Annotated in this window: 10 protein-coding genes; all 10 read left to right on the top strand. The window is 64.7% G+C overall.

What is annotated here, in order from left to right:
- The first annotated feature begins 714 nt into the window (after nucleotides 1–714).
- A complete protein-coding gene (locus tag ACIQC5_RS06645; protein ID WP_400279719.1) occupies nucleotides 715–6804 on the top strand; it encodes an Ig-like domain-containing protein in 6090 nt (2029 codons plus the stop codon).
- A 96-nt stretch (nucleotides 6805–6900) separates the two neighbouring features.
- The gene (locus ACIQC5_RS06650) at nucleotides 6901–7872 is read left to right on the top strand and encodes an AAA family ATPase (protein WP_400279721.1); all 972 of its coding nucleotides are present in this window, start codon (nucleotides 6901–6903) and stop codon (nucleotides 7870–7872) included.
- 71 nt (nucleotides 7873–7943) lie between these two features.
- Nucleotides 7944–9269 (top strand): DUF58 domain-containing protein, encoded by a 1326-nt coding sequence (locus ACIQC5_RS06655; protein ID WP_400279723.1) that lies wholly within the window; start codon nucleotides 7944–7946, stop codon nucleotides 9267–9269.
- Nucleotides 9266–11818: a transglutaminase domain-containing protein gene (locus ACIQC5_RS06660; protein WP_400279725.1), complete on the top strand. Its 2553-nt coding sequence runs from the start codon at nucleotides 9266–9268 to the stop codon at nucleotides 11816–11818. Before ACIQC5_RS06655 ends, ACIQC5_RS06660 begins: the two co-directional genes overlap by 4 nt.
- Entirely contained in the window at nucleotides 11808–13301 is a 1494-nt protein-coding gene (locus tag ACIQC5_RS06665) for an RDD family protein (protein ID WP_400279727.1), read from the top strand. Before ACIQC5_RS06660 ends, ACIQC5_RS06665 begins: the two co-directional genes overlap by 11 nt.
- Nucleotides 13298–14206, top strand: coding sequence for a PP2C family protein-serine/threonine phosphatase (locus ACIQC5_RS06670; RefSeq protein WP_400279729.1), 909 nt, complete (start codon nucleotides 13298–13300; stop codon nucleotides 14204–14206). The genes ACIQC5_RS06665 and ACIQC5_RS06670 overlap by 4 nt, the downstream gene beginning before the upstream one ends.
- Complete coding sequence (locus ACIQC5_RS06675; protein WP_400279731.1) at nucleotides 14193–16133, top strand: hypothetical protein; 1941 nt, start codon at nucleotides 14193–14195, stop codon at nucleotides 16131–16133. Before ACIQC5_RS06670 ends, ACIQC5_RS06675 begins: the two co-directional genes overlap by 14 nt.
- A complete protein-coding gene (locus ACIQC5_RS06680; RefSeq protein WP_400279733.1) occupies nucleotides 16130–17842 on the top strand; it encodes a serine/threonine-protein kinase in 1713 nt (570 codons plus the stop codon). The genes ACIQC5_RS06675 and ACIQC5_RS06680 overlap by 4 nt, the downstream gene beginning before the upstream one ends.
- Before the next feature lie 45 nt (nucleotides 17843–17887).
- The gene (locus tag ACIQC5_RS06685) at nucleotides 17888–18592 is read left to right on the top strand and encodes a hypothetical protein (RefSeq protein ID WP_400279735.1); all 705 of its coding nucleotides are present in this window, start codon (nucleotides 17888–17890) and stop codon (nucleotides 18590–18592) included.
- Nucleotides 18589–23031 (top strand): FtsK/SpoIIIE domain-containing protein, encoded by a 4443-nt coding sequence (locus tag ACIQC5_RS06690; RefSeq protein ID WP_400279737.1) that lies wholly within the window; start codon nucleotides 18589–18591, stop codon nucleotides 23029–23031. Before ACIQC5_RS06685 ends, ACIQC5_RS06690 begins: the two co-directional genes overlap by 4 nt.
- Nucleotides 23032–23049: the final 18 nt, after the last annotated feature.

Below are 23049 nucleotides of genomic sequence, written 5' to 3' on the forward strand. Positions count from 1 at the left end.
CCACAGCAGATCAGCGAAATCGCCGACGGCGCCACTCAACTTAACTGCCGCCGTCGAGATTGCTGAGTGGGCCTCGCAACGCAGGGGGGTCTTGTGGGGCCTGGTGTGCGTGGCTCGCCCCGTGGGGGTGGCCCGGAACGGGGTGGGATGTGGGTGGGGGTTGTCTGGAAGGGGGTGGGATGTGGGTGGGGGTTGTCTGGAAGGGGGTGGGATGTGGGTGGGGGTTGTCTGGAAGGGGGTGGGATGTGGGTGGGGGTTGGCCGGTAGGGGGTGGGATGTGGGTGGGGGTTGGCCGGTAGGGGGTGGGATGTGGGTGGGGGTTGGCCGGTAGGGGGTGGGATGTGGGTGGGGGTGGCCCGGAACGGGGTGGGATGTGGGTGAGGGTTGGGATCCCGTATCGCCAAGAACAGATTCGCAAATCGATGGATTAACCCGGTAGGATTGGTGACTGTCCCGCCGTACCACTGGAGTGGGCGGCCCCAGGCCGGGGAGTTGTCCCCATCGCGTTCCTCACGCTGAAGGCCGTACGCTGTCAAAGCCAAGGGATAGCCCGGTCTCGGGTTGCTTGGCTGGCCGTGTGGTGCGTGGGATAGTCTTAGTGACTGAAAATTCCGCCGCCGTATGGGGGTACTGCGGAATGCACGGCTGCTGGCACTTGCCGGTTGGCCCGGAAGCCGCCTGGGGGCGGCTGTACATTGAGGGAATTCAAAGGCTGTGACATCTTTCTTCGGCAATCTGGGGCTGAAAAAGCGTCGAAACAAAAAACTCATATCGGTAACGGCGGTGACTGCGGCCGGTGCTTTACTCGTAGCCGGCGCGGTGCTCTACCCGGGGTTCAAGACGACCGAGGTTGACTTGAACGACGGCGGCGTGTGGGTTGTCAGTAAAACCAAGAACGCGGTGGGTCGTTTGAACTACCCGTCCCGCGTCCTCGATGGTGCAGTAACACCGGCCACCACGACTTTCGATGTTCTGCAGCATGACGGCAACGTGTTCGTGGATGACGAATCAGGCTCCACGATCAATCAGGTCTCGGCGGCGAACCTGAAACTTGGCGGCGACAAGCAGCTGCCGTCGTCGTCGCAAGTAAGCTACGGTTCCACGGTTCTGTCGGTCACGGATCCGGCTCGCGGCAAGGTGTGGGCGTTGTCGCCCTCCACCGTGAACGGTTTCGACGAGGAATCCACGGAGCCGGTGCTGACGGGCGATCAGGGCATGGTGTCCGCCGTCGGCCAGGACAACCGCATTTACACAGCAGACCCTGGCAAGGGCGAAATCACTGTCACCACGGTTGACGCCAACGGAGAGCGGATCAACTCCGAGGTGACAAAAGTGGACGAGCTCAAGGGCGCAGGTGATTTGCAGCTCGCCGTCGTGGGGGACAAACCGGTAGTCCTTGACGCCGCGTCCGGAAACCTTTTCCTCCCTGGCGGCCGCAAGCTTCAGTTGCAGGACGCAAGGGAGGCCAAGCTCCAGCAGAGCGGCGAGGACAGCGGCTTCGTGGCTATCGCAACACGCAAAGCGCTCCTGAAGCAGCCGCTGGACGGTTCGACGGCGGCAACGGTCAACGCCGACGGCGAGGGCGTTCCGGCTGCCCCGGTGCAGGTCAGCAAGTGCGTCCATGCCGCATGGGCCGGTGCCAACAAGTACGTCCGTGACTGCGAGAACGACGCCGACGACAAGAAGAACGCAGTTCCCAAGGCCAGCGCGTCGCCCAGCTACGTGTTCCGCGTCAACCGTGACCTGGTGGTCCTCAACGACGTCAACTCCGGCAGCGTATGGCTGGTCAACCAGAACATGCAGCTCGTCAACAACTGGGACGACGTTGTCCCGCCCAAGAACCAATCCGACGACCAGGACCAGGAATCAGCGGACAACAACACCATCAACGTCCTCCCGGACCGCACCAAGCCGAACCGTGCGCCGGAGACCAAGCCGGACGAATTCGGCGTCCGGCCGGGACGGACGTCCATCCTTAGCGTCCTGGACAATGACTCAGATCCCGACGGCGATGTCCTCACCGCCGCGGTGGGCGCCAACGGCCCCAAAGCGGGTGCGCTGGAAAGCATTTACGGCGGCTCCGCTTTCCAGATAAAGGTCCCAGCCGAGGCCAAGCCGGGCACTGAAGTCTTCGATTACAACGCCTCGGACGGCCGTGGGCTGTCAGCGGGCGGCAAAGTCACGCTCCACGTTGTGGCTCCTGAAGAGAACAAGCCGCCCTTCTTCAAGCGCGCCGAACCCACCACAATGCTGGTGGAACAGGGCAAATCCGTCAGCCAGAACATCCTGACGGACTGGATGGATCCCGACGGCGACGACCTCGTCCTCCTTGACGCGAAGGCAGACAACGACCAAGACCAGGTCAAGGTTCGCCGCGACGGCCTGCTCACCTACCAGGATTCCGGCGCGGCACCCGGCAAGAAGAACGTGACCATCACAGTGTGGGACGGCCGGGCTACCACCACGGGCCGCGTCGTGGTCAATGTTCAGCCGCCGGGAGCCCTCGCCCCGGTGGTCAACGCCGACCACGTTACAGCCGTGGTGGGCCAGGACCTGGTGATCTCACCGTTGAAGAACGACGTCGATCCCAACGGCGGCGCCTTGCGTGTGGCCCACGTTGAGGCCGCCGGTCAAGCGGAGCTTGGCGCTGTGACCGACGGCGGGACGTTCACCTTCCGCAGCAACACCCCCGGTCCCGTGTACCTGACGTACATCGCCAGCAACGGGCCGCAAAGCAGCCAGGGCCTGATCCGGGTGGATGTGGAGTCGGGCAAGGACTCCGGAGCTCCTGTTGCGGTGCACGATGTCGCGCTCCTTCCTGTGGGAGGCAGCGTATTGGTGGATCCGCTCGCTAATGACTCTGATCCATCCGGGGGCGTGCTGGTCCTGCAGTCCGTCACCATCCCCGATGGGTCCTCGGCGTCGGTCAGCGTGATCGATCACAGCGTCCTGCGCATCACCGATGTCCTTGGCTCCAAGGAACCGTTCGTTTTCAGCTACACGATGTCCAACGGGCGTTCCTCGGCCACAGGCACAGTGGGCGTCGTCCCGGTGCCGGCTCCCGCCGTCGTCGAGGCTCCCCAGCCCAAACCGGACGAAGTCAACGTGCGAGTCAACGACGTCGTGACCATTCCGGTCCTGGACAACGACACACACCCGCAAGGTGAAGAGCTGTCCGTGGATCCGGTGTTGGCACAGAACATTGCCGAGGAAGACGGGCAGGCGTTTATCTCGGAAAAGACCTTGCGCTTCATCGCCGGACCCACGCCCAAGACAGTCCGTGCCATCTACAACGCCGTTGATCCGCAGGGCCAAAAGAGCGCCGCGGCAGTGACCATCCACATCCTGCCGCTTGAAGGAGCCCAAAACTCCCGCCCGCAACCGCAGAACCTCACGGCGCGGGTGGTGGCCGGTGGCAGTGTCCGGATTCCTGTCCCACTGGACGGCATAGACCCCGACGGCGACTCTGTGCAGCTCACCGGCATCGACAGCACGCCCACCATGGGAACCGCGACGGCGGGAAGCAACTTCATCGATTTCGTCGCCGCCGGTGACGGCGCGGGAACGGATTCGTTCCGGTACAAGGTGATCGACCGCCAAGGCGCCGTCAACACCGGTACGGTGACAGTCGGCGTGGCGCCGCGCGGAGAAGACAACCAAAAGCCCGCCCCCGTGGATGACGAAGTCAAGGTCCGGCCGGGCCGCCAGATTGCCGTTGACGCTACGGCGAACGACACGGACCCCGACGGTGACCTTATCCGCATCCTGACGGACAGCATCGAGGCCGACGCAGGGCTCGACGCCCACGTCAGCAAGACCAGTGGCCGCATCCTGGTCACGGCGCCTGCCGCTGAAGGGACGGTCAACGTCCGCTATTCCGTGGCCGATGACCGGGACGCGGTGGGCCAGGCAAGTATCCGTGTGATCGTCAAGAACGACATTCCACTGCAGGCGCCCATTGCCCGCGATGACCGGGTGACCTCGGCACAAACGCTGGGCAAAACCGCCGTGGACGTCCCGGTCCTCAAGAACGACGAGGACCCTGACGGCGTGGGGGAGAACCTCAAGATCAGTACTGAACTGGAGACCGCACGGCCGGGCTCTGAGGGCAACGTGATTGTTGAACTCACGGAGCAGCCGCAACTGGTTCCGTACACAGTGGAGGACGTGGACGGACAAAAGTCCACGGCCATCATCTGGGTACCGGGTGTTGGGCAGCAGCTTCCGACGCTTGCCAAGGACGAAGTGGTGGAACTGGTCTCGGGTCAGTCGGTCACCGTGGACCTGCGCGAGTGGGTGAAGGTCCGGGATGGACGTTCGCCGCGGCTCACCCAGACGGACAGGATCAAGCTCATCGGCGCGGATGGAGGTGACCCCGTTGCCAACGGCGGCACGGCTATCAAGTACACGGCCGGGGCCGAATACGTAGGGCCTGGCTCGATCAGCTTTGAAGTCACCGACGGATCAGGTCCTGATGACCCCAACGGTTTGAAGTCGACGCTGAGCATTCGCACCAAGGTCCTGCCGGACCCCGACAAGAACAACCCCCCAGTGTTGCTTGGCAGCGAGGTAGAGGTTCCCAAAGGAGACGCGGCGAGCCTTGACCTGGAGAAGCTCACCTCGGACCCCGATGCCGACGACGTGCAAAACATGGGTTATGAACTGGTGGGCGGTGCCCCCGGCGGTTTCAGGGTGAACGTCGACGGCAAGACACTCAAGGTTTCCGCTGAAGATTCCGTGCAGATCGGACAGACCGGCAGCGTCCAGGTCAAAGCCAAGGATCGTCGTGGATTGGAAGCACTGGCTACCTACAAGCTCTCTTTGTCAGCCTCCAACCGGCCCAAGCCGGTGGCCAATGACGACGTGGAGCCGGATGCGCAGTCGGGCAAGCCTGTCACGGTCAACGTGCTGGGCAACGACTCGAACCCGTTCCCCGACACCCCGTTGAAGATCGTTTCCGCGGTGACCGAGACGGGCCAGGGCGGTGCTGAGTTCAGCAATGGCGATGTGACCGTTACGCCTTCCGCGGGTTTCACCGGCACGATGGTGGTTGCGTACACAGTGCAGGACAAGACCGGCGAGACCTCGCGCTACGCCACAGCACGCATCCGGCTCACGGTCAAAGACAAGCCGGCCGCTCCCACAACGCCGCTGGCCCAAAGCGTGGGGGATCAGACGGCCCTGCTGACGTGGAACGCCCCCGCTGACCGTGGCTCGCCCATCACCAAATACACGGTGTACGGCGAAGGAGGGTTCACTCAAGACTGCCCTGCCAACACCTGTACGCTGACCGGACTGACCAACAACGTGAAGTACCACTTTGCTGTGACGGCCACCAACGCCATCAACGAATCCGAACGGTCGCCCGTTTCGGCTGAAGTCCGTCCCGACGTCAAACCGGACACCCCCGTTGCGCCGACGCTGAAGTTCGGTGACCAGCAACTGTCCGTGGCCTGGGTTCCCCCTGGCAGCAAGGGCTCGCCCATCAAGTCCTACGATCTTGAGATCTCGCCTGCCCCCGCGGGCCAGAACGCCCAGATCCAGAACCTTACTGGTGCAAGCTACGTCTGGAAGGGACTCACCAACGGCGTGGCCTACAAGGTCCGCGTCCTGGCGAGGAACGACGCCAAGGAACCTTCGGAGTGGAGTCCTTACTCCGCTGCGGAAACCCCGGCGGGCGTTCCTGCGACTCCTGCTGCTCCCACTGTTTCCGGTGCAGGATCCGTGGGCAGCCAAAGCCAGCTGCAGGTGAGCTGGAAGGCGCCCAACAACAACGGTGACCCCGTCTCCGCCTACACGCTGACCACCTACCGTGGTGGCGCCGTCGTGGGTTCCCAATCGGTAGCCGCGACGTCCCAAAACGTGACGGTGGCGAACTCCGAAGCTGACTACACGTTCACGGTGTCTGCCACCAACAAGGCCGGCGTCAGTGGCGTCAGCCAACAGTCCGCCGGCATCCGGGCGGCAGGCAAGCCTGGCACAGTGGGCAGCGGTTCGGTCACGGCCACCGGCGTCAGCGGTCAGCTCAGGGTGGCGTTCACCCCTCTGACTGCGGCCGAACGAAACGGTTCGCAGGACAACGAGATCACGTATCGCTGGCAGACGGCGTATGGTTCAGGCCCCATCGGCCGCGGTGGCGGAGACATCGGCGGCCAGCCGAACGGTACCAACGTGGTGGTGAACATCATCGCTACCTCCGTGAAGAACGGGATGTCCGGCGACGCCAAGGCGATCGGTACGGGGAACCCCTATGGGCCTCCGAACGCGCCGAATGTTAACGGTGGCAAGTCCGCCAAGGGCGACGGTCAGGTGCACTGGACATGGAACAACCCCACCATGAATGGCCGTCCGTTGGACCACTACGAAGTCAGCCTCGATGGTGGCGGTTGGACCGGTGTGGGCAAGGCGAACAGCTTCGACGCAGCCGGCGGCGGCTGGAACAACCAGCACAACCTGAAGGTCCGGGCTGTGACCGTTGTTGCTGGACCCGCGGGCAGCGCCAATTCAACCAGTGGCGATGACCCGACACCGCCGCCACCTGCCTCACAGATCCAGGTGGATGCCAGCAGCGTCCGGACCTGCCCAGGCAAGCCCGGCCTGCCGGACTCTTACACCCCCGGCAGCCCCGCAGGCTGCGGTGTTGGTTGGGTGGAGCGCTCGTGGGGCAAGATCACCATCAACTGCACCAAGGACATCTATAACAACGGCACCCCCTGGTACCGCTTGCAAGGCTCTGCCAAGGACGGCTGGTTCGTGAAGTCCACCACCGTGGACCTTTACGGCCCCCGGCCCGGTGGCTGCTGACCCGGCCCGGTGGCTGCCGACCCTGCCGCAACGATCCGGCTGCAAGCAACAACAACTTCATCCGAACACCCCGCATATAAGGAACAGGATCAACCGATGACCATGACTAACGAGCAGGCCGCGTGGTTTGCAGAAACGTTCGAGAAGCTCGTTGCCAACGTGGGCCAGGCCGTTTTGGGCAAGGAACACGTCATTCGGCTGACCTTCACGGCAATGCTGGCCGAAGGGCACGTCCTGTTCGAGGATGCGCCGGGCACCGGTAAGACCTCGCTGGCACGTGCCTTGGCCGCGACGGTGCAGGGTTCGCACAACCGCATCCAGTTCACCCCGGATCTCTTGCCCTCGGACGTCACTGGTGTGACCATCTACGACCAAAAGACCCAGAAGTTCGAGTTCCACAAGGGCCCGGTATTCAACAACATCGTTCTGGCCGATGAAATCAACCGTGCCTCCCCAAAGACCCAGTCGGCATTGCTCGAGGTCATGGAAGAATCACGCGTCACCGTGGACGGCACAACGTATGAGGCGGGTCGGCCGTTCATGGTGCTGGCCACCCAGAACCCGATCGAGCAGGCCGGAACCTATCGACTGCCCGAAGCCCAGTTGGACCGCTTCCTGATCAAGACGTCCATTGGCTACCCGGACCATGCCTCCACGGTCCGCTTGCTCGGCGGTGCCAACCTGAAGGACCGCTCAAGCGTTCTGACGCCGATCATCACCACCCAGGCGGTGGCGGACATGGCGGACCTCGCAGCCACTACCCACGTGGATACGGCAGTCCTGGAATACGTCTCCCGACTCTGCGAGGAGACCCGTAACGCCTCCGAAACCCGGCTTGGCGTCTCCGTCCGCGGCGCCTTGGCGATGGTCCGTGCGGCAAAGGTGTGGGCCGCCGGACAGGGGCGCAACTTCGTGCTGCCGGACGACGTCAAGGAGCTTGCCCCTGTTGTGTGGACCCACCGACTGGTGATGGACCCGGAAGCCGAGTTCTCAGGCGCCACTCCGGAGGCCGTGCTCGCACGGGTGCTCTCCGACGTGGCGGCACCGCAGCAACGCGCCAGCGCATAGGGCAGTGACGGAGCCGGTAGGCCCCGGTCCGAACCCATATTCCGCACCTCGACACGAACAAAGGTCCCCACATGTCCTCCAGCACACCCCTTGGCAGGGCTGCTGAATCGCTGAAGCGCGCCGTCTCCGCGAAGCCCGGCAAGCTCCACCCCGCCGCCGTCTGGTCCGAAGCCATTGGCACGGCCGGTGAGTTCCTTGCCCCGGCTTGGTCCAAGGTCCGTGACGCGTGGCTGCGCTTCGTATGGCCCGTCCTGTCCGTGGTGAGCGTGCTCGGTTGGGTTGTCCTGGCTACTGCAATCGGATTGTGGATTGCGGGGCAGGCTTGGGGCTGGCAAGAAGCAAAGTCGGCGGCGATGGTCGCCTTCCTGCTCTTCGTCCTGGCCGTGGGCTTCATTGTGGGCCGCTCGGCGTATGGTGTTGTGCTGGACCTGGCCCGTACGCGTGTTGCTGTGGGGGATGACGCTGTGGGAAGTATCGCTGTGTCCAATACTTCCGCCCGCCCACTGTTGCCCGCCGCATTGGAGTTGCCGGTGGGCTCGGCCACGGCCATCTTCCACTTGCCGCGCATGAAACCTGGGCAGGTGCACGAGGATCTGTTCACCATTCCCACCGCCCGCCGTGCGGTGATCGTGGTGGGGCCTGTTCGTTCGGTGCGGGCAGATCCGCTGCACCTCCTGCGCCGGCGCGTGCTCTGGACGGAACCCGTGGACCTGTTCGTGCACCCGCGCACCGTTCCGCTGGCAGGATCGGCCGCGGGCTTCATCCGCGACCTGGAGGGCATGCCCACCACCGAGCTCTCCAGCGCCGATGTGTCCTTCCACGCCTTGCGTGATTACGTTCCCGGGGACGATCGCCGGCACATTCACTGGAAGACCACCGCACGCACCAACAAACTCATGGTGCGCCAGTTCGAGGAAACGCGTCGGGCCCACCTGGCGATTTCCTTGTCGATCAACACCGACGAATACGACTCTGAAGCCGAGTTCGAAATGGCCGTCTCAGTGGCTGCGTCCATCGGTCGCCAAGCTATCCGGGAACAGCGTGAGCTCGATGTCCTGACCCAAAAAGGTCCGCTTCGCTGCGAAACCGGCCGCAACATGCTGGACGATATGACCCGGATTGCCGGGGCACCCCTGCGGAAGACCGCCGTCGACCTCGCCCGTACTCTCGCGGACACGGTCCCGAATGCTTCCGTGGTGTTTTTCGTCGTGGGCAGCCACGTGACGGCCACGCAGCTTCGCTCCGCAGCGGCGTCCGTTCCGCCGGGCGTCCGCAGCCTTGCCGTTCGCGTCCAATCCGGGGCGGCGCCGTCGCGGGCAAACATCGCGGACCTGACGGTCCTCACCGTGGGCGACCTTGACGACCTCGCTTTGGTCCTTCGAAAGGCGGCAGCATGAGCACCGCGCCCAACCTCCGCGCGCGACGCCGCGAACCCAATCGCGGAACCAGGCCCACAAGCAGCCGCGCCGGAAAACGCCGCAGCACCGGCTCGCCCTTCGCCGATGGTCGTCCGCTGTGGCATTTCGCGGTGGACTGCGGAAGCCTGGTGGTCCTGCTGTTCCTGGGTGTCCTCGGCTTCAGCTTGAGCTTCGGGGGAGACCCTCGCTACTTGGTGGCAGGGTTCGGCGGTGTGCTCCTGGGCTTGGGTATCGCGCTCCTGAACGCACATCTCCGCCTCGGACTGCTGATCACCACTGCACTGGCTTTCGGCACCTACATGGTGCTCGGCTCAGCCCTCGCCGTGCCGGACTCTGCGGTGCTGGGCTTCCTGCCCAGCCTCGATTCGCTACGTACGTTGCTGCTGGGCGTCGTGTTCTCCTGGAAGGACATGCTGACTGTCGGCGTCCCGGTTGGCACGGCCAACGGCATGTTGATTGTGCCTTTTCTGAGCTCGCTGGTGACCTCGCTGGCCGCCGGCTTGCTGGCATGGCGCCTCCGGAGCCCGTACTGGCCGCTGCTTCCCGTGCTGGTCCTTTTTGTCACGGGCATCGCCTTCAGCACCAGCGCCGGCTTCCTCAACGTGGAGCGTGGCGTCTCATTGACCATCGTGTCGATCGTCTGGGCGGCATTCCGTCGCGACGCCTTGCGGCGAAACGATACGCGGACGGTTTCGGCCAACAGGCCGGAGTCCGACGCCGGTGTGGCCCGCCGCGGCAAGCTGCGGCGGTTGGGGACTGCTGCAGCCGTGACTATTGCCGCCGTCTGCATCACCGCAGTTGCGTCCCCGTTGATCACGGCCACCGACGACCGCAAGGTGCTCCGGAACACGATCGTGCCGCCCTTCGACCCACGCGACTACATCACTCCGCTGGCGAGTTTCCGGAACTTCGTGAAGGACGAGAAGGACAGCACGCTGTTCACGGTCAAGGGCCTCCCCAAGGATGGCCGCATCCGTTTGGCGGCCTTGGACGCGTTCAACGGCCTGAACTACACCATGGACCCCAACAGCTCCGGCAACTTCAGCAAGGTGGGCGATGCACGTTCGTTGAACACGCTGGCTGACACCGGCAGCCCTGTAGGCGCCACCAACTACACCTTGGAAATCAGCATCGAGGACTACCAAGGCTTCTTTGTTCCGGGCGGCCGGCACACCACCGGAATGAGCTTCCTGCAGAACTCCGGTGCTGCCTCTGGCCTGTACTTCAACGCCGGGACGGACACGGCGGTGACCACCAAGGGACTGGCCAAGGGAGACACCTACACCGTTCAGGTTTCCGATCCCGGAAAGCTCGAACATGGCCAGTTGACGCAGTACGATTTCGCGAAGCTCACGCTTCCCGATGCCGAAGAAGTGCCGCCGATCGTCGCGTCGCAGGCCAACGAGCTTTCCGCTGACGCGCCGACGGCGATTGACCGGGTGCGGCAGATCGAAGCCCACTTCCAAAAGAGCGGTGCGTTCAGCAACGGCTTGGTGGCCGATGGGCAGTTGCCCAGCCTGCCGGGCCACAGTGCAGCGCGTATCCGGAACCTGCTCTCCGCCAAGCAGATGCTCGGCGACGACGAACAGTATGCCGTTTCCATGTCGCTCATGCTCCGTCACCTCGGCATCCCCTCGCGGGTGGTCATGGGGTTCTACCCTGACCCGAAGAGCCCCGAGAACGGTGCGGGGGACGTGAAGATCTCCGGCAAGGACGTGCACGCCTGGGTGGAGGTGGCCTTTGACCGCGTCGGTTGGGTTGCTTTCGATCCGACGCCGCCCAAGGACAACGTGCCCATCCCGCCGGACCCGGAGAACAAGTCCAAGCCAAAGCCGCAGGTCCTGCAGCCGCCGCCCCCGCCGCAGGAGCCGGCGGACTTGCCGCCGGACTCCACGCCCGATGCGTTGGACGCGGACGAGAAGAAGAACAACCCGTGGCTCTTCTGGGGTCCGCTGCTGGCTGCCATCGGCGTCGCGCTGATTCCGCTGGGGATTCTCGCCGTACCGCTGCTGCTGGTCCTTTTGTTGAAATCACGACGCCGGAAGGCACGTTTGCGTGATGGGCACCCCGCCCAGCGGGTTGGCGGCGGGTGGAATGAGGTCATCAGCCTGGCGACGGACATGGGGGCGGCGATCGATGGCAAGTCGACGCGGCGCGAATCGGCCACCGTCATTGCCGAGGCCTTCCCCACCACCGGCACCACAACCACGATGTTGGCGCACCGTGCCGACGCCGCAGTGTTTGGTGCGGGCCAGCCCAGCGAGGAAGACGTCAGGGAGTACTGGGAGATCGTTGATTCGTCCTTGAACGACATCACCGGCAGCGTAGGTTTCTGGAAGCGGCAGCAGGCCAGGTTCTCACCGAGGTCGTTGCTGGCGGACGGTCGTGCTGCCCTGCGTCAGCGGGAACAGGTGAGTCGTCGTGAGCTATCAGCCGGGCAGGTATCCAGCACTGGATCTGATGAGCCAGCGGCCCGCACCAGACGATTCACGTTCCCGTTCAAGAAGGGCACCACCGATGACCAATGACTCGGAACTGTGCCCGGCCTGCCGGCAGCCAGTGCGTCCCGGCGCGTCGTTCTGCACCCGATGCGGCTCGCCCCTGAACAACCGGGGAGCGCGCAAAGAGCGCAACGTCAACCAAGCGCAGAAGGCTGCCCTGGACTTCGCCGCAAGGCAGGGACTTCCTGATCCCGGTAGTATCTCGTTAGTGTCGGCGCCGGCCGTCCCGGTTCAGCGGGATGAAACAACAGACGTCCAGCCGGGGCCCGGGGGAGGGACCACTATGAGCGTGAAGCTTGAACTGGTGCCCGCATCTGCCGGGAAACGGTTGGGTGCGGCGGTACTGGACTGGATTGGACCAATCGCGGTTTTGGTGACCACGTTCGCCATTGGAATCGCAGGGATCACGCAAGCCCGCAAGAATGGCTTCATTGTCTACGACACCGGGTTGCTGGTCTTGCTGGGAAGCATCGGCCTCGGTGTCACAGTGGTGTACATCTTTGTGCTGCTGGCTCTCGAAGCCCGGTCCGGAAATACCATCGGCAATCAGCTGATGGGCATCCGCAGCACCGACGCCGACGGGTACGCTCCAGGAGCTGGCTCTGTGTTTGTGCGGGGCGTCATAACAGGTGGCGTGCTGCTGCTGGCCCTCCTTGCCGCCGTTGTCCTGCTGGCGATCGGCCAGTTGGGTCTTGCCCTTTGGGTAGTGCTGCCGCTGCTGTTCCTCGGTGCCGTATGGGCCATTCTGGTGGTGGTTTCCAACGCGTGGGACAACAACGGGAAACTGCGCGGTTGGCATGACAAAGCAGCCAAGTCTTTGGTCTTCGATGTCAGCGCCGGCCGCAATCCGGTGGCTACCGGGGGTATCCAGGGACCTTACAGTTTCGCGCCGATGGACCTCCCGCCGGTACAGCAAGTCGCCTCGCCGGTACCGGCGGCCCAGGTACCGGCCGCGCAGGTGCCGGCCGCGCAGGTGCCGGCCGCGCAGGTGCCGGCCGCGCAGGTGCCGGCCGCCCAGATCCCTGCTTATGACCCGAACCAATGGCAACCTCCCGTTGCGCCCCGGCCAGCCGCCGTCGTCCAGCAGCCCGAACCCGCAGGCGGGAACCCCGCGCCGGACGCCCACGTGGATGACGATATGGAGCGAACCCGGATCCGGGCCGGTGCTGTCCGCGCCAAGGCGGTGCTCCGGATCAGGGTGGATGACGGGCAGGACGTCCAGCTTGGCGCCACGCTCCTGATCGGCCGTAACCCCGCAGCGCAGCCGGGCGAAGTGGCAGAGCAGTTGCTGCCTGTGTCCGATCCCGGCCGGTCCATTTCCAAGACCCACCTGCACGTTCGGGCGGATGGCGACGGGGTATGGATCACTGATCGAAACTCCACCAACGGCAGCGCCGTGACTACGCCCGACGGCATCCAGACCAGGCTCCACCCCGGCGAAGCAGTCTTCGTCCGTCCCGGATCCACCGTTCACTTCGGTGACCGTTCCTTCCACCTAGGACAAGCATGAATTCACAGCCGGTCATCCCTGCCAGCGCCCAGGATGGTGCCGCCGCAGGCGAATCAGCCTTCCGACTCAGCTATGGCTACGGCACCGACCGTGGCCTTCGCCGCGAGTTGAACGAGGACTCGTTCATTGCATCAGACCCCGTGTTTGCGGTGGCAGATGGCATGGGAGGGCACGAGGCCGGTGAGATCGCCAGCGGCATCTGCGTAAGGACCTTGGGAAGCGCCCCGCAATTGGCCGCAGGGACCCGCACCGCATCAGCGGCGGACCTGCAGGCGTGCCTGCTCAATGCTGATTCCCGAATCCGCTCGGCCACAGGGGCGCGGGCAGGAACCACGCTGTCCGGTGTGGTGGTGGTGGAACAGATGGGCGTGCCGTACTGGCTGGTCATGAACATTGGCGACTCCCGGACGTACCGCCTCAGCCAAGGCCAGTTCGCCCAAGTCAGCGTGGATCATTCCGAAGTCCAGGAACTGGTGGATTCCGGCGACATTACCCCGGAACAAGCCGCCGTCCACCCCCGCCGGCACGTGGTGACGCGCGCGCTGGGCACGGGCGACGAAACCGAGGCCGATTTTTGGTTGCTGCCAATCCAGGAGGGCGACCGGATCATGGTGTGCTCGGATGGCCTCAACGGTGAACTGGGCGACGACCATATGTTCCGGATCCTGAGCACCGTTGCCCATCCGCAGGACGCAGTGGATGCTTTGATCCAGGCGGCCCTCCGAAGCGGGGGCCGGGACAATGTCAGCGTGATTGTGGTGGACGCCAAGAACGTGCTCAACGACGCCGGTATCGCCACCACGGCGCCTCGCCCGGAGACCGGGTCCGAGGTGGAAGAGGACACCCTGCCCCGGGCGTGGGCGGCGGGCACCGACCCGGAAGAAGGCGTGGATGGCAAACAGTAAGCCTCGGCCTGGATCCACATACCAGCCGGGCGACTGGTTCGGCATCGTTCGCAACGGAACGGTAGTACTTCTCGGGGCAGAAACCCCCTCCGGTTTGATCGACAACGTCTGGGAACTCCTGGCCTCTGCGCCCGAAGCCCACGAGGTCCTGCATGAAGTGACCGATGCCTTTGGGGTCTCGCTCAGCAGGATTCCGCCATTCGGGATCATCGATTCCAAGGACGCGCTCCGGGTATTCCTCCGGGGTGAGCTCGAGCTGACGGTGCAGTTGCCCGCAGGCGAGGAAATCATCAACGGCCGCGACGTCACCACCTGGACCGAGCGCCGCTTGCCTGCCGCCGCTTCCTTCAGCGTGAGGATCGGGGGCGGCACAGGATCAGGAAGTACGACGCCGGTCCGCGCCTTGCCGTTGCAGGAGGGCGTGGTGCTGCTCGCAGCGCTGGAGGTCCCGTTGGCTGCTTCCGCTGCCAGTTCCGCCGCCAGTTCCGCTGACCGTTTGGCCGGCAGCCCGGTGGCACCGGCCCCGCCGGTCTTCGAGGAACCGCAGCTCCTTGCGGAAGTGCCGGACGACACGATGATCGGGTATGCGGACGTCGACCTTGGCCTGACGATTGCCCCGGGCCAGTTGGGCTTGGAACAGCCTTCTGCCGATGAGGCACCTGCGGACCAGACACCGGCCGATGAGGCACCTGCGGACCAGACGCCGGCCGATGAGGCACCTGCGGACCAGACGCCGGCCGATGAGGCACCTGCGGACCAGACACCGGCCGAGGTGCCTCCTGCCGAGGAGTTCCCTGCCCTGGAGCCTCCTGCCGAAACGCCGACCGGAGTCCACTCCGACGAGTCGGACGAGGTTCCGGTCCACACCAGCACCACCGATCCGATGTCGCATTCGCTCGAGAACACCACCAACTATGACCACTTGTGGGACAAGACCGTCATGCGGAACATCGAAGACGCCGCCATTCGCTTGGACGACGCTTCGGACGAACATGACACGCCGGCGGCTTCAGCACCAGCCGCTGCACCGATGCCGCCCACTGCACCGCAACCCGATCGCGCTCCCGAACCCACGTTGCCCGAGTCGAAGGGCGACGCTCCCGCGGAGGGCCGTTCCGGCGTCGGACAGGTACCCGGCATCATCGGGTCGGTGCCACTCATTGAGGCGGTCCCATGGATGCGGGGCGCCACGAGTGCCCCAACCCAGGCAGCCCCGGCGCAATCCGCCCCAACGCAGTCCAGTCCGGCGACGCCTGCACCCCAGGTTGTGTCTGGGTGGGTACCGGGTGTTCCCGCCGCCGCGCCGTCCGTAGCCGGCCCGGCAGGAGCGCCGCAATCGGCGCCGGTTCCGCCGCCGACGACGCGGGAGGGTGACGATTCCGACCATGACGGCCAGACCATCATGAAGAGCAGCCTGGACACGCCGGTGCGCCAGGGCGCTGCGTCCGGGCAGGTGCCTGTGGTCAATGGCCCCAGTGTTTTGGCACGGGTGTGCTCCCAAGGGCATGCCAATCCGCCCACGTATTCGCAGTGCGCTGCATGTGGGCTTGCGTTGTCCGGTGACGCCGTCCAGGTTCCGCGTCCGCGCCTGGGCCGGATGCGGCTCTCCACAGGCGAGTTGATCGACCTTGACCAGTCGCTCATCATCGGCAGGCAGCCCTCTGTTTCCCGTGTCCAGGGCGGCACCATGCCCCGCCTCGTCCAAGTGGAGAGTCCCGGTGGAGACATTTCCCGCTCCCATGTGGAGGTCCGGCTGGAAGGGTGGCACGTGATGTTGTGCGACCTCAAGGCCACCAACGGAACCGTCCTCATCAGGGAAGGGCAAGCTCCCCGCCGACTGGCCCAGAACGAGATGGCCATCTTGTTGGACGGCGATATCGCTGAACTGGGTGACGATATTTCATTGCGTTTCGAGGAGATTCTTTGAGTTCCAAGAGGCCCCCCGCGCCGCCTCCACCCATCCCCGGCTTCACCTATGTCAGCCTGCTGGGCTCCGGTGGTTTCTCGGATGTCTATCTTTATGAGCAAGACCGTCCGCGCCGAAAGGTTGCCGTCAAGGTCCTGCTGTCCGATTTGAAGACCGAAGGGGCGCGCCGCCGTTTCGAGTCTGAAGCGAACCTGATGGCGCAATTGTCGTCGCATCCGTACATCGTGACGATCTTCGAAGCCGAGATCACGGAGAACGGCCATTCCTACCTCGCCATGGAGTACTGCTCCCGGCCGAGCCTGGACGTGCGGTACCGGCGTCAGCGGTTCAGCATTGACGAGGTCTTGGCGGTCGGCATCCAGGTGGCGTCCGCCGTGGAGACCGCCCACCGCGCCGGCATTGTGCACCGCGACATCAAGCCTGCCAACATCCTGGTCACGGATTACAACCGCCCCGCGCTTACCGACTTCGGCATCTCCGGCACCATCGGCGCGGACACGGAGGACGACGCCGGCATGTCCATTCCGTGGTCGCCGCCGGAACAATTCCGGGGCGGTGCCGTGGAAGGCGTGCCCGTGGACATTTGGGCGCTCGGTGCCACGCTCTACACACTCTTGGCCGGAAGATCGCCGTTTGTCCTCCCGGGACAGGACAACTCGCAGCGCGAGCTGATCTCGCGGATCACGAATTCGCCAGTGCCCAGGCTGGGCCGCGCTGACGTTCCGGAGTCGCTCGAACTGGTTCTTGCCACAGCCATGGCTAAGTCGCCGGGGTCCCGCTACTCGTCCGCCCATGCTTTTGCTTTGGCGCTCCAGCGGATCCAGACCGAGCTGAATTTGTCGGTGACTCCCTTCGAAGTGCTCGAGGAGCCCGGCCACGGCGACGATCAGCACCCGGATGACACCTTCGAGGAAACCCGCGTACGCAGCATCGCGTCCATCGACCCGGACGCATCGGGGACGGCAACCACGGGTTCGGCGCCGACCTTCCCGGCACGGACGTTTCCGTCTACGGTTCCAAACAGCACGCAGGCGCCACTGACGCAGCCGCCACTGACGCAGCCGCCACAGACACAGCCGCCACAGACACAGCCGCCACAGACGCTGGGGCAACCCTGGCAGCCGGGACCAGGGACCACCGCCGAACAGGACCCCGTAGAGTCCACTGTCCTGCGCGGCCGGCAGGCCTCACAGCCGGACGATCTCGCGGCTACGGTCAACCGGGCTCCGGCTCACCCGGCGCAGGGAATCCATGGCGAGGAAAACGCGCCTGCCGACCACGGCAAACGCAACCTCTGGCTTGCCGCCACGGGCGCGGCAGTGCTGGTGGTCGCCGTCGTCGTGGGCATTGTCCTGGGAAGCTCGGCACAGCCGAAACAGGCCCCCACGGAAGCTGTGAACAAGCCGCCTGCGGACGCCCTGGACAGCGGCAACGTCCCGGATGTTGCGGAGCTGGCCGCGGCACGCAAACCGGAAGATCCGAACATCATTGTGTTCACGTGGAAGAACCCGCAACCCAAAGAAGGCGATACCTACAAGTGGCGGCAGAAGACGGCCAAATCTGAGGGCACGTATCAGACCTCGCGCACCACAACCACGTTTGTCTCGGGCAACGGCGAGCCGCCCATCTGCGTCCAGGTCATCATTGTCCGGGCTGACGGTTCGGCATCGCCTGCCGGCCCGGAATCCATCGCTTGCCTGGACTCGTAGCCGGCACATGAAACTTACACACCGCCGAATGAGGAGGCACAGAACATGGGGGATCTAGCAATAGATTTCTGTGGGGAGTGGTACGAACCGTCCGACGAAGACGTTTTCGATATTGGCCGCGAAGGTGACCTGGAAGTCGATGACAACCCATACCTGCACCGTCGGTTCTTGCAGATTGCGCGCTACGACGGCATGTGGTGGCTCAGCAACGTCGGCAGCATGCTGTCCGCTACCATTGCCGACGGATCGGGCGGCATGCAGGCGTGGCTGGCCCCGGGCGCGAGGATTCCGTTGGTGTTCAGCCACACCAACGTGATCTTCACGGCCGGACCCACCACCTACGAGTTCGCCGTGCACCTGAAGACGCCGTCGTTCCGCCACGAGGCGCGGGACGAGGACTCGGCAGGGGACACCACTATCGGCCCGGTGGTTTTCACCGATTCGCAGAAGGCATTGATCGTTGCCCTTGCCGAGCCCATGCTGCGGCGCGAAGGCACCGGCTTCAGTTCCATTCCGTCCTCTGCTGAGGCAGCGAAGCGGCTGGGCTGGGCCCTGACGCGCTTCAACCGGAAGCTGGACAACGTGTGCGACAAACTGGACCGCGTGGGAGTGGTTGGGCTGCGTGGGGGAGCGGGCAAGCTCGCCACCAACCGGCGCGCCCGCCTGGTGGAACACGCCGTGACGTCGCACCTGGTGACACCGGCAGACCTGCACCTCCTTGAGACCATGACTGGAGCAGACGAAGGATGAAATTCCGCCTGACCCTGCGGCGGGATCCTGCAGAAGCCAAGGATCTTGCCGTAACTGTTGACGGTCGCGCCACTGTGGCGGACATTGCCACGGAGCTGTGGGCCGCGGACCCCGCACGGAAGGGGACCGAACCGCCGTCGAACCTTTCCATCAGCGTGGACGAAGCGTTCGTCGGCGGCGGGCTGTCCGGCCACGTGCTCAAGCCCACGGACAATCTCCTGGAGTCCGGACTGCGGCCTGGCTCGAAGGTTTCGCTCACGCAGGTAAGCGAGCACTTCGGCTCGAATGGCCACAACCGGGGACCGGCGGCGGCGACGTTGCGGGTCATGGCAGGGCCCGACGTCGGACGCGAGTTTTCGCTGCCGTTCGGCACCAGCTACATCGGACGGGACCGGGACGCCGACATCCGCCTCGCGGACCCGATGACGTCCAAGCGCCATGCGCGTGTAACAGTCGGTGAAACCGTGGAGATCGTGGACACGAACTCTGCCAACGGGCTCCTGATGGACGGCCTCCCGGTCACCCGGGCAACGCTGGATTCCTCGGATACTGTCACCCTTGGCGAGACCACTGTGGGCGTGGTGGCGCTGTCCCGGAACCACGGCGGCGGGCCTTCGTCGCCGCTGGTCGATTTCAACAGGTCGCCGCGCGTGGTGCCACGCTTCGAATCACCAAAACGCGTACCGCCGGCGGGCCCCAAACGCCCCGAACACCAGCCGTTCCCCTACATCATGCTGGTAGCTCCGCTGCTCATGGGTGGCGTCCTGTTCGCGCTGACGCAAAACCTGCTCTCGGTGATTTTCATGGCCATGATGCCGCTGTTCATCATCGGCCACTACGTGGACCACAAGATGCAGAGCAAGAGGCAGGCCAAGGAGGGGCACAAGCAGTTCAAAGCCTCCATGCTGGCGTTCCGTGAGGACATCGACCGGCAGCAGAACATCGAGCGCGCCGTGCGCCTGCAGGAAGCGCCGTCGGTCAGCGACACTGTTGACGCCATCTACAAACTGGGTCCCCTCCTCTGGACCAACCGGCCCGAACACCACCACTTCCTGGGGGTTCGCTTCGGACTCGGAACAGCGCCGTCGCGCATTGACTTCGACGAGCCCAGTGCCAACGAAACCGAACCTCAGTACATGAAGGAAATCCAGGACTGCCTGGAACAGGTGCGCGTCATTGACGGTGTGCCGATCGTGTCCCAGCTTCGCCTCTCGGGCTCGTTTGGCATCGCTGGTGACCGCAGCGTGGTGGACGACGTCGCCCGCGGCATGGTGCTGCAACTAGTGGGCCTGCATTCACCCGCGGAAGTGGTGCTCACGGCACTAACCTCGGCCCGTTCCCGGGAACGGTGGGACTGGCTGCAGTGGCTGCCCCACGTGGGTTCCGGCCACAGCCCGCTCGCAGGCGATCACCTTGCCGCCGGACCCGGCGCCGGGGCCTCCCTGTTGTCCCGCTTGGAAGACCTCGTGGAGCAGAGGGAAGTACAGGCCAAAGAACCAGGCCAGCAACCACGCCCGGGCCTGAAGGATGATCGGGAAGAGATCCCCGGCCCCCTGGTCCCCGCGGTGCTGGTGGTGGTTGAAGACGACGCTCCGGTTGACCGTGGCCGGCTCACGCGCCTTGTTGAACGAGGCCCGGACTTCGGCGTCCACGTCATGTGGGTGGCCGCCAACGTGCAGTCGCTCCCGGCAGCGTGCCGCGACTTCCTTTCGGTGGACGGCGATCATGGCACCACCACCGGCCAGGTCCGCCTCGGCCGGCACACCTACCCGGTGAGCTGCGAAAGCCTCGACGCCGGACTGGCAACCCAGTTGGCCCGCATGATGTCTCCGCTGGTGGATGTCGGAAACCCGCTGGACGACGATTCGGACCTCCCGCGGGCCGTTTCCTATGCCACGTTGATCGGCAAGGAACTCATGGACAACCCCCAAGCGGTGGCCGAGCGCTGGCAGGAGAACAATTCCGTCCACGCCACTGCAGTACCCAACCGCAAGGACAACGGCAGCCTCCGGGCTCTGGTGGGCTCCAAGGGCGTCGAGCCTTTCTACCTTGACCTTAAGAACGAAGGACCCCACGCCCTGGTGGGTGGCACCACCGGTGCCGGTAAGTCCGAGTTCCTGCAGTCCTGGGTGATGGGCATGGCGGCCGCGTACAGTCCGGACCGGGTGAGTTTCCTGTTCGTGGACTACAAAGGTGGCGCGGCCTTTGCCGACTGCCTGCACTTGCCGCACACTGTGGGCTTGGTGACGGACCTGTCGCCGCACCTCGTACGCCGTGCACTGACGTCGCTGCGCGCTGAGCTGCATTACCGTGAACGGCTCCTGAACCGGAAGAAAGCCAAGGACCTGCTGGCACTCCAGCGCGAGGCCGATCCTGAGGCTCCTCCCTACCTCATCATCATCGTGGACGAGTTCGCGGCGCTGGCCACCGAGGTCCCCGAGTTCGTCGACGGTGTGGTGGACGTTGCCGCCCGTGGACGTTCGCTCGGACTGCACCTGATCCTGGCCACCCAGCGTCCCGCAGGCGTGATCAAGGACAACCTGCGCGCCAACACCAACCTCCGTGTCGCTTTGCGCATGGCCGATGAAGTGGACGCGGTGGATATCCTTGGTGTCCCGACGGCGGCCTACTTCGACCCCTCCATTCCCGGACGCGGTGCCGCGAAAACCGGACCGGGACGCATTCAGGGCTTCCAAACCGGTTATGCGGGTGGATGGACCACCGACAAGCCGCAGCGTCCCCGCATCGACATCGTGGAGATGGCCTTCGGATCCGGACCTGCGTGGGAACCCCCGCCCGTGGCAGCGGTTGAAGAGGACCCGGCCGGTCCCAACGACATTTCGCGCATGACCGGCAACATCATCCGGGCCGCGGACGTCCTGGCCATCAAGCCGCCACGCAAACCGTGGCTCAACGAACTCGCCACCACCTACGATTTCTCGAAGCTGCCCAACCCGCGGACGGACGAGCGGCTGCTGCTGGGTGTGGCTGACGATCCCGCACACCAGGACCAGCCCACGGTGTTCTATGAGCCGGACAAGGACGGCAACATGGCCGTCTATGGAACGGGCGGATCGGGGAAATCGGCGGCACTGCGTGGCATCGCGATTGCCGCGGCCGTGACGCCGCGTGGTGGCCCCGTCCACGTCTACGGCATCGACTGCGGCTCGTCGGGTCTGAAAATGCTCGACGGACTCCCGCACGTCGGCGAAATCATCAACGGCGACGACGTCGAACGGGTGGGCCGCTTGCTGCGCTGGCTCAAGGACGTGGCTGACGACCGCGCCGCACGGTTCGCCGAGGTCAGGGCATCCACGATTGTGGAATACCGCCAGTTGGCCAACCGTCCCGACGAGAAGCGCATCTTCATCCTTGTGGACGGCATGTCGGCTTTCCGCGAAGGATACGAATACAGCAAGCTGTCCGCTCTCTGGGACATCTTCCTGCAGCTTGCCACGGATGGCCGTCCCCTGGGCATCCACCTGGTAGTCAGCGGCGACCGCACAAACTCTGTTCCGGCGTCGTTGCTGGCTTCCATCCAGAAGCGACTGGTGCTGCGACTCAGCTCCGAAGACGACTACATGACGCTGGACGTTCCCAAAGACGTACTCAATGCGTCCTCACCTCCCGGCCGCGGACTGCTGGACGGACTCGAAGTCCAACTGGCCGTCCTGGGTGGCAACTCCAACCTCGCTTTGCAGGCCCGTGAAGTGGCCAAGCTCAGCCAGGCGATGGTGCGGCAGGGACTCGAGCAGGCCCCGCAGATCCAGCGACTCCCGGAACTCGTGGACCTGGACATCCTCCCCACGGGCGCTGGGGACAACCCTGTGATCGGTGTGGACGACGAGACGCTCGGCTCCGCGGCGATTTTGGCCAAGGGCCCGCTCCTGGTGGCAGGCCCACCCGGTGCTGGACGAACGGTCGCTCTGGTCACCCTGGCTTACGCCTTGCGACGCTCCAACCCCCGGACCGAACTCATATACATCGGCTCCCGGCGGTCAGCCGTGGCATCGCTGAAGATATGGAGCCGGTCCCTGGTGGGCCCGGATGATGTCTCGGACGCCGTGGACGACCTCGTGGACAAGTCCACAGACAACCCTGGCACCCTGGCGATCTTCATCGAGGGCCTCACTGAATTTACCGATACCTTGGCCGAGTCCGGGATCGGGCGGTTGGTTACGGCATCGATCAAGGCCGACCAGTGGGTGGTTGGCGAGTCGGAAACGTCCACCTGGTCACAGGCCTGGTCCCTGGCCCAACCGTTCAAGTCCGGACGTCGGGGACTCCTGATCAACCCGGGCGATGTGGAAGGCGACAGCCTGCTCAACACGTCCCTGGGCCGTGTCAGCAACGAGTTCATCCCGGGCCGCGGATACATCGTGGGACGGGGCAAGGTGCGCAAGCTCCAGATCGCCATGCCTCCGGAAAACCGAAGCTAGGATTTGCGGGAGGGCGCC

It is taken from the genome of Paenarthrobacter sp. NPDC092416 (assembly GCF_044755025.1).
Taxonomy (GTDB): domain Bacteria; phylum Actinomycetota; class Actinomycetes; order Actinomycetales; family Micrococcaceae; genus Arthrobacter.